Origin of the sequence: Staphylococcus kloosii (assembly GCF_003019255.1) — a bacterium.
Taxonomy (GTDB): domain Bacteria; phylum Bacillota; class Bacilli; order Staphylococcales; family Staphylococcaceae; genus Staphylococcus; species Staphylococcus kloosii.
Genome location: NZ_CP027846.1, coordinates 1,577,904 through 1,594,947 on the forward strand (window position 1 = coordinate 1,577,904; position 17,044 = coordinate 1,594,947).

The window sequence follows — 17,044 nt, forward strand, 5'->3', positions numbered from 1 at the left end:
AAGGAAGATGACATTATGGAAAACCAAAAACAATATCCAATGACTCAAGAAGGTTATGAGAAATTAGAACAAGAATTAGAAGAATTAAAGACTGTAAAACGACCAGAAGTTGTCGAAAAAATAAAAGTTGCTCGTTCTTTTGGTGACTTATCTGAGAACTCAGAGTATGATGCAGCTAAAGACGAACAAGGTTTTATAGAGCAAGACATTCAACGTATTGAAAATATGATTAGAAACGCACTTATCATTGAAGATACTGGCGATAATAACGTCGTACAAATCGGTAAAACAGTGACATTCGTTGAATTACCTGGTGACGAAGAAGAAAGTTACCAAATCGTTGGTTCAGCAGAAGCTGACGCATTTAACGGTAAAATTTCTAACGAATCTCCTATGGCGAAAAACTTAATTGGTAAAGGCTTAAATGATGAAGTACGTGTCCCTCTTCCAAATGGTGGAGAAATCAACGTTAAAATTGTTGATATTAAATAAGTTATACTTTAAAAAACCCTTGATATCATAACGATATTTAGGGTTTTTAAAATTCAAGTTTAAAAAATGATATACTATTTCATGAAAGTTTGATAAATTTAGTTTAGTTGGGGTAAATATAAAAGTCAGACTTTAAATTTGCTTTAATTGAAATTTACTGAAATGAATTATCTGATAATTTAATTTATTCAAAGGGGAGTAATATTTTGGAAACCAAAATATTGAATGAACAAACAATTATATATTACTTCGAGAACGAAATTTCTCGGACAACATTTAATAAAGTGCAACATGTAGTTACATATATAGAAGAACAGCAACTTACTTCAATTTTAGAGATTGTACCATCTTATCGTTCTATTATGTTAACGATTGATACTACGGTTGACGTGCCTAAAACTGTAATTGCACAGTTAAATATTGAAGCATTAAATTTAAATTCAATATCAAAAGAAATGGAACAAACACGTACTATTAATATTCCAGTGCTTTATGGTGATGAGCATGGCCCAGACCTAGAAGAAGTTGCACAACATAATGATTTAAGTATAGACGAGGTAGTAAAGATACATAGTTCAAATCCATATTTGATTTATCTACTTGGTTTTATGCCAGGGTTTCCATTTTTAGGTGGCTTAAGCGAAAAAATACATACGCCTAGGAGAAATGAACCTAGAACAAAAATACCAGCAGGTTCTGTCGGGATTGCTAACAATCAAACTGGGCTTTACCCAAAGCAATCACCAGGAGGTTGGCAAATTATTGGGCAAACGCCAATTGATGTTTTTAATATCAATAGAGAACCAATGTGTCTGTATCAACCGGGCGATTACATAAAATTTTATAGTATAACACAAGAAGAATTTGAAGATATTAAAAAACAACAACAAAATAATACATTTGATTATGAAAGGTTGGTGACGATTGAAAATGGCAATTAAAATTAAACAACCTGGATTATTCACTACAGTTCAAGACGAAGGCCGTATTGGCTATCAAAATTTAGGATTTTCAATTGCAGGTGCATTAGATCAATATGCATTAAAAATTGGGCAACAACTTATTGGCAATAAAGGACCTGCTTTAGAATGTACTATCATGGGTCCGACTATCGAATTTAAAGCTAATAACACATTCGTTATAACAGGTGCACCTTTTAATGCACAACTTAACGAAACATCAGTACCACACCAGACCGTTGTTCAAGCCAATAAAGGAGACATTTTAAAATTAAATAATGTTGTAGAGGGAGCTAGATGTTACATACTTTTTGGTAAACCTTTAGATATACCACAAGTAGCTAATAGTTATTCCACACATACTCGAAGCCAAATTGGTGGTTTCAAAGGACGCGCATTAAAATCAGGTGATTACATAAATTGTATTGAAAATGATTATGGTCACAATACGTTAGGGCATAAGTACAATGGTCAACTCGTTTTAGATGAAGAAGTAACCATTCATATAGTGGAAGGCCCACAAATTGACGCTTTTTCAGCAACTGCACAAAATGAACTTACGACAAATACGTTTACTATTTCTGATAGTTCTGACCGTATGGGTTATCGTTTAAAAGGGCCAACTATTAGTCCTGAACATTCTGCAGATATAATATCAGAACCTGTTGCATTGGGCAGTATTCAAGTACCTAATGATGGTAATCCAATTATTTTATTAAATGATAAACAAACGGTGGGCGGCTATACAAAAATCGCGAATGTTTGTCAGGCTGATTTAAATGTTTTGGCACAATTGAAACCTGGAAATAAAATACAATTCAAATGGATAACGATTGAAGAAGCTACTGATAAATTAATTGCAGAACAAGAAGAATTTGCAAAAACGTTAACAGCCATTACTGAAACACCACAGTTTGAAATTAATGAAATGAGAAATACTTCATCAAAAATAGCAAAATTATTAAAAGGGGAATAACAATGAATTTAGAGCAAATAGAAAAATTAATAACACTCGTTAAGGAAAATGACGTTAAAAAATTTAGATATAAAGATTATAGTAGTGAAATTGATATAGATTTTACAGAACCACAAAGTGGTGGAAATGCTGTTCAACATACAGCCAATGTATCTTCATCTGAGGGTGCAAATAACGCGTCTCAAAACGAAGAAAGCGCTGAATCAGACAATACTAAATCAATAAATGCTTCTATGGTTGGTACATTTTTCCTACAAGATGAAAAAGAATTAACTAATCCAATAATTGAAGTTGGTTCGACTGTAAACAAAGGTGATGTAATTGGTTATATCGAAGCAATGAAAGTTTTAAATGAAGTTGTAAGCGATGTTGAAGGAACGGTAAGTGAAATCGTTGTGGATCATGGTACACAAGTGGAATATAACCAAACGTTAATTAAAGTGGACTAAGTGTAATTTAGGGGGTTAAGTTAATGTATCGATGTCTAATCGCAAACAGAGGAGAAATTGCAATACGTATCATTAGGGCGTGTCGTGAACTCAATATTGAAACAGTTGCTGTCTATGCTTTAGGAGACGAAAAAAGTTTACACGTGAGCTTAGCGGATCAAGCTGTTTGTATCGGTGAAGCAAACGCTTTAGATAGTTATTTAAACCAAGATAGAATTATAAGTGCCGCAATCAATACTGGTGCAACGGCTATCCATCCAGGCTACGGTTTTTTATCAGAAAGCGCATCTTTTGCTCGTAAAGTTGAAGAAAACGACATTTATTTTATTGGACCGACATATCGTACTATGGAAATGATGGGTGATAAAATAACGGCAAGACAAACTGTTCATGGTGCTGACGTACCCATCATACCTGGTTCAACAGGGGCAGTGGAATCTATCGATGAAGTAGAAGAAATTGCAAAAGATACTGGTTACCCATTAGTGTTAAAAGCAGCTAGTGGTGGAGGCGGTAAAGGAATTCGTATCGTAAAAAGTAAAGAAGCACTGAGCAAAGCATTCAAGGAAGCGAAGAGCGAAGGAGCAAAATACTTTGATGACGATAGAATTTATGTCGAAGCGTTTATTCCAGTAGCAAAGCATGTTGAAGTGCAGGTAGTAGGAGATGGTCAGGACAACTTTGTGCATTTGGGCGAAAGAGATTGTTCTGTACAACGTAAAAATCAAAAGTTAATAGAAGAATCACCATGTTCTGCTTTATCTGAAGAAAGAAGAACACAAATTTGTAACGATGCTGTTAAAGTAGCACGCGCTTCTAATTATAGAAGTGCTGGTACGATAGAATTTTTAGTTACTGAAGACGCTTATTATTTCATCGAAATGAATGCCAGAATTCAAGTAGAACATACTGTTACTGAAATGAGAGCCAATAGAGATTTATTACAAGCTCAATTATATTTAATGATGCAAAATCAGTTACCTTTTACTCAAGATGAAATAGCTTTCGACGGTCACGTAATCGAAGCACGTATTAATGCGGAAGATCCAGAAAAAGGATTTCAACCTTCACCTGGAAAAGTAAAAGGACTACATTTACCACATGGATTTAACGTAAGAGTAGATTCATTACTTTATTCAGGTTATGTGGTTTCGCCATATTATGACTCGTTAGTAGCTAAAGTAATTGTCAAAGCACCAAATAGACAATTAGCTATAGATAAACTTAAAGTTACTTTAGATGAAATGGTAATTGATGGTTTTACGACTACAGCCGATTTCTTATATGCTGTATTGAATTACCCACCATATGCACATGGAGACGCAAAAGATGTAGATATTAAATTCTTAGATAGACATAATATTATTAAGGAGGCTTAATCATGAAAGTAGATTTAAATTGTGATTTAGGTGAATCATTTGGTAATTACAAGATAGGTAATGATGAAAATATCATACCGGTAATAACTTCGGCGAATATTGCTTGTGGATTCCATGCAGGTGATGCTCAGGTTATGAATAATACAGTTAAATTAGCACATGAAAATAATATTGGAATTGGTGCTCATCCAGGACTACCCGATTTACAAGGATTTGGTAGACGCAATATGGATTTATCACCTCAAGAAATTTATGATACCGTAATTTATCAACTTGGTGCAATTTCTGGTTTCTGTGCGATTCATAATGCAAAATTAAATCATGTTAAGCCTCATGGTGCGCTATATCAAATGGGTGCTAGAGATGAAGAAATAGCTCATGCAATTGCACAAGCAGTTCATGATTTTGATGCTTCTTTAATATTTGTTGGTTTATCTAACACATTATTAATTTCTAAGGCAAAAGAATTAGGCTTACAAACTGCGTCTGAAGTTTTTGCTGATAGACGATATGAAGCAAATGGCCAATTAGTAAGTAGAAAAGAATCTGATGCTTTAATCACAGATACTGAAGAAGCCATTAGTCAAGTTATTTCAATGGTTAAAGATCAACAAGTGATTGCAAAAAATGGCGAGAAAATTGCAATTCAAGCCGATACTATTTGTGTGCATGGCGATGGCGCACATGCTTTTGAATTTGTATCACAAATAAGAGAAAGATTCTCGAAAGAAGGTATTTCTATTTCGACTTTAGGAGGATAAAACAATGGGGAAGAAATTAGCAAAAAAAGATGGGGATTTTCAGTTCACAAAAAATCATAAACGTCTATTGTTAGGTTCAGTATTTTTAATGGCTACTTCTGCGATAGGTCCAGCATTTCTAACACAAACAGCTGTATTTACAGCACAATTTGCAGCAAGTTTTGCTTTTGCAATACTGTTATCAATCATTATTGATATTGGTGCGCAAATTAATATTTGGCGTGTGTTAGTCGTTACTGGTAAAAGGGGGCAAGAAGTAGCAAACGATATTGTTAAAGGATTAGGGACTTTTATTTCGATATTAATCGCCATAGGTGGTCTCGCTTTCAATATTGGTAATATCGCAGGTGCAGGCTTAGGTCTAAATGCAATATTCGGTTTAGACGTTAAATGGGGCGCTGCTATTACGGCAATACTTTCAATCGCTATTTTTATTAGTAAAAGCGGTCAAAAGATTATGGATGTCGTTTCTATGGTCTTAGGAGCTTTAATGATTGTAGTCGTTGCCTTTGTTATGTTTAAAGCACATCCTCCTTATGGAGATGCATTGAAGCATGTCGTAATGCCAGAACATCCAATCGCTTTAGTGTTACCAATTATTACATTAGTTGGCGGAACAGTCGGCGGTTATATTACATTTGCTGGTGCCCACAGAATATTAGATTCAGGTATTGAAGGAAAATCATTTTTACCGTTCGTTAATAAAGCTGCCATTGCAGGTATTTTAACAACTGGTGTATTACGTACATTATTATTCCTTGGTGTACTAGGTGTAGTAGTTACAGGTGCAACATTAAGTTCTGATAATCCTCCTGCATCAGTATTCGAACACGTTTTAGGACCTATAGGTAAAAATATCTTTGGTGTTGTGTTATTTGCTGCTGCTATGTCATCAGTAATTGGATCAGCATACACAAGTTCAACATTCTTAAAAACATTGCATAAATCATTGTTTAATAAAGCCAATTTAATGGTTATTGCTTTTATCGTAGTATCTACAATTATCTTCTTATTTGTTGGTAAACCAGTGTCGTTATTAATTATTGCTGGCGCATTAAATGGATTAATCTTACCAATTACATTAGGTACTATTCTAATTGCAAGTAAACGTAAGTCTATCGTTGGCGATTACAAACACCCTAACTGGATGCTTTGGTTCGGTATTTTAGCAGTGATTGTAACAATTGTTACAGGTATTTTCTCACTGCAAAGTTTAGGAACTTTATTCGGTTCATAAGTTTAAAAATCCATATAGTAGTATTTGTTAACAGGAGTAAGATCATTTATTTAAATGGTTTTACTCCTGTTTTTATGTGTAGTACATTGATGTGCGGATGTGATTGGAACATCGAACAGTATAAAAAAGGTTGCTAAATAGTAGATATAAATTTATAATTATTTGATTCTATAATCGAGCTATGTGCTTAAATATGATAAAATGGCAAAGGCTATGAAATTACATCGAGGTGAACTATAATGATAGGTATAATAGGAGCAATGGAAGAAGAAGTTGCAATACTAAAAGATAAATTAACTCAATTAGAAGAAGTGACAATCGCGCATGTGAAGTTTTATAAAGGAAACTTAAATGACGCACCTGTAGTCTTAACTCAAAGTGGTATTGGAAAAGTAAATGTAGCGATGTCTACGACACTATTAATAGAAAATTTTAAACCATCTAAAATAATAAATACTGGCTCAGCTGGTGCTCTAGATGAAGAACTTAAAGTCGGCGATGTTGTCGTCAGTGAGGCTTTAGCATATCATGATGCAGATGCAACTGCTTTTGGTTATCAATTTGGACAAATACCACAAATGCCTGCAGTTTTTGAAGCAGACAAAACACTATTAACACAATCAATCGAAGCGATTAAAGCGTCTAATTTGCCTGCCAAAACAGGACTAATAGTAAGTGGTGATAGTTTTATAGGTTCTAATGAACAACGTATACAAATAAAACAAAATTTTGCTGATGCCTTAGCTGTAGAGATGGAAGCAACGGCAATTGCACAAACTTGTTATCAATTTAAAGTACCTTTCGTTGTGACTAGAGCAATTTCTGATTTAGCGAATGGAGAAGCAGAAATGAGTTTTGATGAATTTTTAAAAACTGCTGCACGTTCTTCAAGTGAAATAGTAGAAAGATTAATTAAAACAATTTAAAAAGGTGATTATCAAAAATGGGAATTTTCAAGAAATATTTTATGCCAAATGAATATGTGCAATCTATATTTCAAATTGATATAGAAAAACTTGCTGCTTCTGGAGTTAAAGGTATTATAACTGATTTAGATAATACATTAGTTGGTTGGGACGTTGAAGCACCGACAGAAGAAGTTAGAGCATGGTTTAAAAAAGCTAATGACTTAGGTATTACAATTACTATCGTTTCTAACAACAATGAACAACGCGTTGGTAGTTTCTCTCAATCTTTAGATGTAGATTTTATTTTTAAAGCGCGTAAACCTATGGGTAAAGCGTTTATAAAAGCGACGAATCATATGCAATTAAAACCAGAGGAAATCGTAGTAATAGGGGATCAAATGCTTACTGATGTATTCGGCGGCAAAAGAAGAGGACTATTCACTATTATGGTAGTACCAGTAAAACAAACGGATGGATTTATTACTAAATTCAATAGAATAATTGAACGTAGATTACTCCAGCACTTTAGAAAAAAAGGCTATATCACATGGGAGGAATATTGATTGTCAGAAACTGAAGAACTAAAATGTATCGGTTGCGGTGCAACATTGCAATCTGAAGATCCAAATGCAGCTGGTTATGTGCCAGAATATAACTTATTTAGAGAAGATGTTGTTTGTAAAAGATGTTTTAGATTAAAAAACTATAATGAAGTACAAGATGTTGGAATGAATAGCGAAGACTTTTTAGATTTATTAAATGGTCTAGCAGATAAAAAAGGTATCGTTGTCAATGTCGTCGATATTTTTGACTTTGAAGGGTCATTTATTAATGCCTTAAAACGTATCGTTGGTAATAAGAAAGTTATATTAGCTGCTAATAAATTAGATTTGTTACCTAAACAAATTAATAAAAGAAGAGTTAAAGAATGGCTGAAAAAAACTGCAAGAAAATACGGTTTAGAAGCTGAAGAAGTTACACTAATTTCTGCAGATAAAGGTTGGGGCATTGAAGAATTAATGTCTACAATCGAGCAAAAACGTAATCAGCAAGATGTTTATATTGTAGGGACAACAAACGTTGGTAAATCTACGCTTATTAATAAACTCATTGAACAAAGTGTAGGAGAAAAAGATATCGTTACAACTTCTCGCTTCCCAGGAACAACTTTAGATATGATAGATATTCCTTTAGATGAAACAACATTTATGTATGATACGCCAGGTATTATACAAGATCATCAAATGACGCATTATGTTACTGAAAAAGAACTTAAAACAATCATGCCTAAAAATGAAATTAAACAACGTGTCTACCAACTTAATGAAGGTCAAACTTTATTCTTTGGTGGTTTAGCACGTATTGATTACGTTAGTGGTGGCAAACGACCTCTCGTTTGTTACTTTTCAAACGAATTAAACATTCATAGAACTAAAACAGAAAACGCTAATGATTTATGGCGCAAACAACTTGGTGCAGTATTATCACCACCAAAAGATAGTCAAAATTTTGATTTAGCAAATGTTAAAGCTGTTAGATTAGAAACTGGTAAAGAAAAACGTGATGTTATGATTTCAGGTCTTGGTTTTATTACAATAGAAGCAGGAGCAAAAGTTATCGTTAGAGTACCGAAGAATGTAGATGTAGTGTTAAGAAATTCAATTATGTAAGGTGTGTTAAATATGAAATATGCAGTAATAGGTAGCCCAATAGATCATTCATTATCTCCAGTAATGCATAATGCGAATTTTAAAGCACTTGGCTTAGAATACGACTATGAGGCTCTGAATATTGATCCTAGTAACTTTGATTCGATAAAAGAAATTATTAAAAAGCAAAATCTCTCAGGTTTTAATATTACAATTCCGCATAAAGAAAATATTATACCTTATCTCGATGAAATAGATGAACAATCAAAAACGGTTGGCGCTGTAAATACAGTGAAAATAAACGACAATAAATGGATTGGTTATAATACGGATGGTATTGGCTATGTCGAAGGGTTAAAAACTGTTTATCCTGACTTATCAAATGCGTATATTTTAATAATAGGCGCGGGTGGAGCAAGCAAAGGCATTACTAATGAATTGATGAAGCATGTTAATCCTAAAATTACAGTAGCCAATCGAACACTTAGTAGATTTGATAATTGGCAAATGAATATTAATAAAATCGGTTTAAATGATGCAGAAAAAGCATTATCTGAATTTGATATCATAATTAATACAACGCCCGTCGGCATGAATAACAATAGTGATTTAGTGATTAATTTGGATAATCTAGCACCTCATACTTTAGTGAGTGATATCGTTTATATTCCATTTAAAACACCCATTTTAAAAGCAGCAGAAGCAAAAGGAAATCCAATACAAAACGGCTTAGACATGTTCGTAAACCAAGGTGCAGAAAGTTTTAAAATTTGGACAGATTTAACACCAAATTATGACGTTATGAAAGACACGGTATTAAACCATTTATAAAGGAGCTATTATATGTTAACGGGTAAACAAAAAAGATTTTTAAGAAGTAAGGCACATAATGTTGATCCAACTTTCCAAATTGGTAAAGCTGGTATTAACGACAATATGGTCGAGCAATTAGTTGATATTTTAGAAAACAGAGAATTAATTAAAATACACGTATTACAAAATAATTTTGAAGATAAAAATGATTTGGCACAAGAAGTGAGTCAAAAAACGAATAGCGAAATCGTACAAGTTATCGGGTCAATGATTGTTCTTTACAAAGAATCACAAGATAATAAAACAATAGAATTACCATAATGACTAATTCTATTGTTATTTATGGTGGCCAATTTAACCCGATACACACTGCACATTTGCTAGTCGCAAGTGAAGTGAATAACTTATTAACACCAGACAAATTTTATTTTATGCCGAGCCATATGTCTCCGCTCAAAACACATGAAGATTATCTTGATGCACGTTATAGAGTGAAAATGATTGAAAACTCAATTAAAGAACTTGGATTTGGTGAACTTTGTTTAGACGAAATCGAAAGAGAAGGACAAAGCTATACGTATGATACAATTACGCGTATTGTTAATAAAAATCCAAATAGTAAAATTTACGTCGTTATCGGTACCGATCAGTATGATCAATTAGATAAATGGTACAAAATTGATGAACTAATGCAATATATTACATTTGTCATTGTGAATAGATATAAGGAAACACAAGAGGTAGAAGATAATATGATAGCCATTAATATCCCACGTATGGATATTAGTTCTACAATGATTAGAGAACGCGTTAAAAATAAACAATCTATTCAAATTCTTGTCCCTCAAAGTGTTGAACAATATATTAGAGAGGAACGATTGTATGAAAATTGATAGTGCTGTTGAATTAGTTAAAGAAAAGTTACCAGAAAAACGTTTTATACACTCAATGAATGTGGCGAAGACAGCTGTTAAGCTTGCAGAAATATACGATGGTGACCCACAGAAAGCTGAATTAGCTGGTGTTTTACACGATTATTGTAAATATGATGATTTGGGGACTATGTATCAAATCGTTACTCAAAATGGCTTAGACAGTAATTTATTGAGTTATGGTTCTGAGATATTACACGGGCCAGTGGCCGCCGTTATTATGAATAAAGACTATGGAGTCAACGATGAGGAAGTTTTATTAGCCATCAAAAACCATACAACTGGCCGTGCGCAAATGACTAAAACTGAAAAATTAGTTTTTATTGCTGATTATATTGAACCGGGTCGACAAACACCTGGCGTTGAAGAAATAAGAGATTTAGCATACAATCAAGGTAGTTTAGATAAAACAATTTATGAGATATCTAAACGCACAGTACTACATTTGATTAGTAAGGATATAAACGTATATGACGCTACAATTGCTTGTTTAAATTATTATAATTATAGTGATGAAAGAATAAAGGATGATTAAATGAATTCAGATCAATTATTAAAATTAGCCATTCAGGCTACAGAAGATAAAAAAGCAGAAGATATAATTTCAATCGACATGCGAGGAATCAGTGATATGACTGATTATTTCGTTGTTTGTCATGGGAATAACGACCGTCAAGTTCAAGCTATTGCAAAAGCTGTAAAAGACGCTGCGCACGAAGCTGAAATTGAAGTTAAACGTATGGAAGGATATAACGAGGCGCGTTGGGTATTAATAGATTTAGCTGACGTTGTTATCCATGTGTTCCATAAAGACGAACGTGATTATTATAATATCGAAAAATTATATCAAGACGCACCAATCGAAACTTATAGACAGGCAGTTTATTAATTATGTCACAGTATGAAGGCTTAAGTTTATTTTATGATCAATTAACTTTTGACCAACCTTACGAGTCTTGGTTAAAAATCGTTGAACATTTTGCGCCACATCACCATTCTCTATTAGATATAGGATGTGGCACAGGAAACTTAACAACTTTATTGACGCAGTTTGATAACGTCACAGGTATGGACCTAAGTGTAGATATGTTATCATTGGCTGCAAATAAAGCTCATAATATTAATTGGATCGAAGGAGACATGACTGATTTCACATTAAATTCAAAATTTGATGTCATTACTATCTTCTGTGATTCATTAAATTATTTAGCTGATTTAGAAGATGTTAAGGCGACATTTACAAATGTCTATCAACATTTAGAAGATAACGGTGTATTGATGTTTGATGTGCACACGATAAATAAATTCGACTCATTGTTTAATAACCAAAGTTATATAGACGAAACTGATGAAGTATTTTTAGGTTGGGATGCTATTAGAGGTGAAGAGCCCTATAGTGTTTGGCACGATATGTCTTTCTTTATGAAGCAATCCAATGACTTATATCAAAGATTCGACGAAAGTCATTATCAACGAACATTCACCGAAGATACTTATAAAAAATTATTAAATGACATTGGTTTTACTAATATTACTACTTTTGTAGATTTCGATATTAATAACCATGATGAAAATGGAAATAGACTATTTTTTATCGTAAATAAATAAAGTAACTACACTTCTTTACACGTGTTTATCTGTAAAGGAGTGATTTTTTATGTCTCAATGGTTAGTACAACTAAGGTCAGCTTTATTAAAGAAACGATATTTAATTTTTATATTTTGCCTAAGTGTTATAGCAATTATAATTTTAGCTTTCTCAAGCTTTGGTAAAACAAATATATCGCATTATTCTAATATAGAGATGAAAAATCAGCATGATAATTTAAAAAAGCATACAACTATTGCTGCACAACAAAACACTAAAATTAAACAGCCTGAAATTATATATGTAGATATCAAAGGGGCAGTTAAATATCCCAACGTTTATCAAATGAAATCCACTGATAGGGTAAAACAACTTTTAGATAAAGCTCAACCCACTAATGATGCCGAGTTATCTACAGTTAATCTTGCTGAGAAATTATTAGATCAAAAATTAGTGATAATACCAAGTAAAAATGATAAAGTAAATGCATTAAATACTAATTTAACTTCTACTCATCAACCACCTAATAAAAACGCTAAATCACCAGTTAATTTAAATACAGCAACCATCGATGAACTAAAATCAATCAATGGTATTGGAGAGTCTAAAGCTCAAGCTATTATTAACTATAGAGAACAACATGGGCAGTTTGATAGTATTGAAAAATTAAAAGAAGTCAAAGGTATAGGCGCGAAAACATACGAAAAATTACAAGCAGAATTCACATTATAAATGCATTGTATTAAAATTGTCTTATTAGTTATTAAATTTAATTGGAGGCTTCAATATGGACAGAATTAAATGGGACGAATACTTTATGGCTCAAAGCCAACTATTAGCATTACGATCAACTTGTGAGCGATTATCAGTAGGAGCTACAATTGTTAAAGACAATAGAATTATCGCAGGTGGTTATAATGGCTCCGTTACTGGGGAAGTCCACTGCATAGATGAAGGGTGCTTAGTTGAAGATGGGCATTGCATTAGAACTATTCATGCAGAGATGAATGCACTATTACAATGTGCTAAACAGGGCGTGTCTACAGAAGGTGCAACGATTTATGTGACGCATTTCCCTTGTTTAAACTGCACTAAATCTATAATACAAGCTGGCATTACGACGATTTATTATGCGGAAGATTATCATAATCATGCTTATGCATTAAAATTATTAGATCAACAAAATATTGAATATAAAAAAATTCCATTTAACCCTGAACACGTAGCGCAATATTTATTAAATAAATAGCACATGTTTTATTTTGCTTTAGCATTTTTAGTTGGCTTATTGTGGTTACATAACGAAATATTAGCGATAACATTATTTGTAATAATTATGTTTAGTATGTATAGAAAAAAATGCAGTTGGTCTATGATAGGTATCGTTCTTATCATACCAATAGTAAGCTTTACATATTTTGAAAAACATTTTGTACAAACATTTCAACAACGTACACATATATTACAGAATCCAAAGATAAACCAATATGTAACATTTGTAGCTGTACATCAATCTAACAAAAACAGTATTAATGGCACTTTAAAGATTGATGATAAAAAGTATCGTTTTTTTCACTTTAGCAATGAACCATTGAACATTGACGTAATTAATAATCGCACATGTCCTGTAGATGGTTCATTTAAGCCTATTACTTCTTCAGTTTATCGTCCTTTAATAATCAATATAAAACATATCAATATAAATGAGTGCATACCTACGCATAAAACACTATTAACTGCTTTTAACGACCACAAATATTATTTATACCATAAAATTAAAAGTTCAGGTCTTCAACAATACGATAAGATTATAGCTTTATTATTAGGAGACGTAACCTTTTTACCTAAGAACCTACTAGATGCTGTTAAAGTTATAGGAATTTATCATTTAATGGCGGTGAGTGGGTCTCATATAATAGCCATCGTTGCTATGCTTTATTTTATTTGCATTAGATTGGGATTACCGATTCCTTTCATAAAAGTAGCCATTTGCATCATTCTTCCTATATACGCATGTTATACAGACTTCGCTCCAAGCGCATTAAGAGCTATCACAATGGTCATAATAGTCACATTATTGCCTCGCTTTTTATTATATAGAGCTCTTGATGTGCTAGGTAGCACATTTATTATACTTTCTACAATAAATCCTCAACTTGTCTATGACATTGGTTTCCAATTTTCTTTCCTTATAACGCTTTTTATTCTACTATCTGCACCATTATTAATTCAGCATAATAAAGCAATTGCGCTACTGTTGTTAAATGTTATAACATTTTTAGGAAGTTTTATGATAAGTAGTATTCATTTTAATCAAATTCAATGGATTGGCCTCTTTTCAAATATTCTTTTTATACCGTTATATACTTTTATATTTTTTCCATTAGCAATATTTTACTTATTTTATATTCATGTACCAATATCATTTCAATGGGTACCATTAATAGTTGATAATATATTTATTTTTCACGATAAGTTGGTCCAATTTTTTATAATATTTAAGAGTATACGTTGGTTTGTTCCTGAATTGAATCATTTTGAAGTTACACTATACTTTCTATTTATTTTAGTAATTTTAAGAGCGCTTGTATTAAGAAAATTTATACAGACAGTAGTATTATTTACTATATTTGCATTCGCCATAACTTATTTAACTAGAGATTATTCGGCTCAGCTCACTATGTTTGATGTGGGTCATGGAGATGCATTTTTACTGAAAACTACAAAAAATAAGACACTTATGATCGACACAGGAGGCAAACATGTAGACGATAAAATACACTATATTGGTACTTTATCTAAATATAAGATTTTACCTACGCTGAAGAAAAAAGGGATTAAAAAAATTGATTATCTTATCATTACACATCCACATAATGATCATATGGGTGAATTGGAATTTTTATGCCAAGACTTAACATTCTCCAATATAATAATTAATAAGCAATCATTTACACAACAACAACTAGCATATATCAATACATTAGCTACCATTTATAATTTTAAGATTGTTGATTTTCATTCATTGAACAAAGTCTACCTTGATCAATTTTTTATAGAACTATTAGATGCTACAATTCCGCAATCTGATGATCCAAATAAGCAGTCCATTGTGACTTTAGTAAAATATAAAGACTATAAATTATTGTTTATGGGTGATGCAACTAGCGACAACGAACAAATATTGCTATCTAAATATGATCTTTCAAATATTGATATTTTGAAAGTAGGGCATCATGGTAGTAAAACAAGTAGTAGCGAATCATTTATTCAGATCACAAAACCACGAATTACTTTAATATCTAACGGACAAAATAACAGATTTCAGTTACCACATATGCAAGTATTGAATAAGTTAAAAATAATTAATTCGAACGTTTATGACACTGCGCAACATGGACAAGTTACGATAACTTTAAATAAAGAATTAGCAATAAGTACTGAAAAATAATGAAACCTTCTAGAGTGTAGCACTGACAAATGATATAATTAGTAGTGTTTTTAGTTGTGAAAGGATGCTATTTTAATGAGCGAGAATATTATTACTATATATGGTGAAGCACCTGAACTTATAGAGAAGAAAAGTAATGAAATTATAGCTAAATATTTGAATGAACCAAAAGATGACTTCAATTTTATTAAGTTTAATTTATATGAAACTGAAATAGCGCCAATAATTGAAGAATCATTAACGATGCCTTTATTTTCTGATAAAAAAGTCGTATTAGTACAAAATGCGTATGTTTTTACAGGAGAAAAGCCACCTAAAGATATTAATCATAATATTGATCAATTACTTGAATTTATTAATAAATATGATGGTGAAAGTTTAGTTATTTTTGAAGTTTATCAATCTAAACTTGATGAACGTAAAAAATTAGTTAAACAGCTTAAGGCCAATACTAAACTTATAAAAATTGAACAAATGTCTGAAGAAGATATAAAAAATTGGATTAAACAATCCCTTCATGAAGAATATAAAGATATTAAACAAGATGCATTAAATTTATTTATCGAATTAACAGGCATAAATTTTAATGTAGTAAAACAAGAATTAGGAAAGTTAATATTATTTTTAGGGGATAGACCGACGATAAATAGACAAGACATCTCTCAAATCGTCAATAGAAGTTTAGAGCAAAACGTGTTTTTGCTAACAGAGTATATTCAAAAAAATAAAAAAGAAAAAGCCGTGCAACTCGTTAAAGATTTAATAGTTATGAAAGAAGAACCAATTAAATTATTAGCTTTAATAACGAGCAATTATAGGCTATATTATCAAAGTAAAATATTGAGCCAAAAAGGTTACAGTGGGCAGCAAATAGCCAAAACGATAAATGTACATCCATATCGCGTAAAATTAGCGCTTAACCATGCTCGTCAGTATAATATCGATGATTTATTAAACATTATAAACAGCTGTGCCGAGACTGACTACAAATTGAAGTCCTCATACATGGATAAAGAGTTAATTTTAGAATTATTTATATTATCACTTTAATTAAAAAAAGGTATAAAAAAAGTTCAAGCATAGGCTTGAACTTTTAATTATTTAGCAGCTGACATTAATGATGATTTAATACGATCAGCTTTGTTTGAGTGGATTAAGTTGCGTTGCGCAGCTTTATCTACTTTTTTAATTGCAAAGTTTACTAATTCTGATTTGTTATCAGCATTAGTTTCAATTGCTGATTTTGCTCTTTTAACTGCTGTACGCATTTCTGATTTTTGAGTCACGTTTTGTGTTTCAGCAGATTGTGTTGTTTTAACACGTTTTACTGCAGATTTAATGTTTGGCATGAGTGTCACCTCCTAAAAGTGAGCTTAGCTATCAAATTTTATTTGATTACAACAAAAAATATTTTATCAAATCAGTAACCTTTGTGCAATCATTTATTTAA

At 32.0% G+C, this 17,044-nt stretch carries 21 protein-coding genes; 20 read left to right on the top strand and 1 reads right to left on the bottom strand.

All coding sequences use genetic code 11. The annotated features are described in order from the left end of the window. The first annotated feature begins 15 nt into the window (after nucleotides 1-15). The 20 genes from greA (at nucleotide 16) to holA (ending at nucleotide 16,644) form a co-directional block, all read left to right on the top strand. The gene (gene greA / locus C7J89_RS07855; RefSeq protein WP_061854531.1) at nucleotides 16-492 is read left to right on the top strand and encodes a transcription elongation factor GreA; all 477 of its coding nucleotides are present in this window, start codon (nucleotides 16-18) and stop codon (nucleotides 490-492) included. A gap of 206 nt (nucleotides 493-698) precedes the next feature. After that, a complete protein-coding gene (gene pxpB / locus C7J89_RS07860) occupies nucleotides 699-1,433 on the top strand; it encodes a 5-oxoprolinase subunit PxpB (RefSeq protein WP_103296134.1) in 735 nt (244 codons plus the stop codon). Then, complete coding sequence (locus C7J89_RS07865; protein ID WP_103296135.1) at nucleotides 1,423-2,427, top strand: 5-oxoprolinase subunit C family protein; 1,005 nt, start codon at nucleotides 1,423-1,425, stop codon at nucleotides 2,425-2,427. The genes pxpB and C7J89_RS07865 overlap by 11 nt, the downstream gene beginning before the upstream one ends. 2 nt (nucleotides 2,428-2,429) lie before the next feature. Beyond that, complete coding sequence (locus tag C7J89_RS07870; RefSeq protein ID WP_061854534.1) at nucleotides 2,430-2,876, top strand: acetyl-CoA carboxylase biotin carboxyl carrier protein; 447 nt, start codon at nucleotides 2,430-2,432, stop codon at nucleotides 2,874-2,876. Nucleotides 2,877-2,899: 23 nt separating this feature from the next. Then, complete coding sequence (locus C7J89_RS07875; RefSeq protein WP_103296136.1) at nucleotides 2,900-4,255, top strand: acetyl-CoA carboxylase biotin carboxylase subunit; 1,356 nt, start codon at nucleotides 2,900-2,902, stop codon at nucleotides 4,253-4,255. 2 nt (nucleotides 4,256-4,257) lie between these two features. Next, nucleotides 4,258-5,016 (top strand): 5-oxoprolinase subunit PxpA, encoded by a 759-nt coding sequence (pxpA, locus tag C7J89_RS07880; protein ID WP_103296137.1) that lies wholly within the window; start codon nucleotides 4,258-4,260, stop codon nucleotides 5,014-5,016. A 4-nt stretch (nucleotides 5,017-5,020) separates the two neighbouring features. Then, entirely contained in the window at nucleotides 5,021-6,253 is a 1,233-nt protein-coding gene (locus tag C7J89_RS07885) for an NRAMP family divalent metal transporter (protein WP_061854537.1), read from the top strand. Between the two features lie 239 nt (nucleotides 6,254-6,492). Continuing rightward, the gene (locus C7J89_RS07890) at nucleotides 6,493-7,179 is read left to right on the top strand and encodes a 5'-methylthioadenosine/adenosylhomocysteine nucleosidase (protein WP_061854538.1); all 687 of its coding nucleotides are present in this window, start codon (nucleotides 6,493-6,495) and stop codon (nucleotides 7,177-7,179) included. Nucleotides 7,180-7,196: 17 nt separating this feature from the next. Further along, entirely contained in the window at nucleotides 7,197-7,724 is a 528-nt protein-coding gene (locus C7J89_RS07895) for a YqeG family HAD IIIA-type phosphatase (RefSeq protein WP_061854539.1), read from the top strand. Next, complete coding sequence (gene yqeH, locus C7J89_RS07900; RefSeq protein ID WP_103296138.1) at nucleotides 7,725-8,831, top strand: ribosome biogenesis GTPase YqeH; 1,107 nt, start codon at nucleotides 7,725-7,727, stop codon at nucleotides 8,829-8,831. Nucleotides 8,832-8,843: 12 nt separating this feature from the next. After that, nucleotides 8,844-9,641 (top strand): shikimate dehydrogenase, encoded by a 798-nt coding sequence (aroE, locus tag C7J89_RS07905; protein WP_103296139.1) that lies wholly within the window; start codon nucleotides 8,844-8,846, stop codon nucleotides 9,639-9,641. Between the two features lie 12 nt (nucleotides 9,642-9,653). Then, nucleotides 9,654-9,944: a ribosome assembly RNA-binding protein YhbY gene (gene yhbY / locus C7J89_RS07910; protein ID WP_061854542.1), complete on the top strand. Its 291-nt coding sequence runs from the start codon at nucleotides 9,654-9,656 to the stop codon at nucleotides 9,942-9,944. Beyond that, a complete protein-coding gene (locus C7J89_RS07915; RefSeq protein ID WP_103296140.1) occupies nucleotides 9,944-10,516 on the top strand; it encodes a nicotinate-nucleotide adenylyltransferase in 573 nt (190 codons plus the stop codon). Before yhbY ends, C7J89_RS07915 begins: the two co-directional genes overlap by 1 nt. Continuing rightward, nucleotides 10,506-11,090, top strand: coding sequence for a bis(5'-nucleosyl)-tetraphosphatase (symmetrical) YqeK (gene yqeK, locus C7J89_RS07920; RefSeq protein ID WP_061854544.1), 585 nt, complete (start codon nucleotides 10,506-10,508; stop codon nucleotides 11,088-11,090). Before C7J89_RS07915 ends, yqeK begins: the two co-directional genes overlap by 11 nt. Then, a complete protein-coding gene (rsfS, locus tag C7J89_RS07925) occupies nucleotides 11,091-11,444 on the top strand; it encodes a ribosome silencing factor (protein ID WP_061854545.1) in 354 nt (117 codons plus the stop codon). A gap of 2 nt (nucleotides 11,445-11,446) precedes the next feature. After that, complete coding sequence (locus C7J89_RS07930; protein ID WP_103296141.1) at nucleotides 11,447-12,163, top strand: class I SAM-dependent DNA methyltransferase; 717 nt, start codon at nucleotides 11,447-11,449, stop codon at nucleotides 12,161-12,163. Between the two features lie 49 nt (nucleotides 12,164-12,212). Beyond that, on the top strand, nucleotides 12,213-12,875 hold the full coding sequence (locus C7J89_RS07935; RefSeq protein WP_103296142.1) for a ComEA family DNA-binding protein: 663 nt from the start codon (nucleotides 12,213-12,215) through the stop codon (nucleotides 12,873-12,875). A 55-nt stretch (nucleotides 12,876-12,930) separates the two neighbouring features. Next, complete coding sequence (locus C7J89_RS07940) at nucleotides 12,931-13,392, top strand: ComE operon protein 2 (protein ID WP_103296143.1); 462 nt, start codon at nucleotides 12,931-12,933, stop codon at nucleotides 13,390-13,392. A gap of 3 nt (nucleotides 13,393-13,395) precedes the next feature. Beyond that, the gene (locus C7J89_RS07945; protein ID WP_103296144.1) at nucleotides 13,396-15,594 is read left to right on the top strand and encodes a DNA internalization-related competence protein ComEC/Rec2; all 2,199 of its coding nucleotides are present in this window, start codon (nucleotides 13,396-13,398) and stop codon (nucleotides 15,592-15,594) included. A gap of 75 nt (nucleotides 15,595-15,669) precedes the next feature. Next, nucleotides 15,670-16,644: a DNA polymerase III subunit delta gene (holA, locus tag C7J89_RS07950; protein WP_106884404.1), complete on the top strand. Its 975-nt coding sequence runs from the start codon at nucleotides 15,670-15,672 to the stop codon at nucleotides 16,642-16,644. Nucleotides 16,645-16,691: 47 nt separating this feature from the next. Here the strand turns inward: holA and rpsT are convergent, their stop codons facing one another. Beyond that, entirely contained in the window at nucleotides 16,692-16,943 is a 252-nt protein-coding gene (gene rpsT, locus C7J89_RS07955) for a 30S ribosomal protein S20 (protein WP_061854551.1), read from the bottom strand. Nucleotides 16,944-17,044 lie beyond the last annotated feature (101 nt).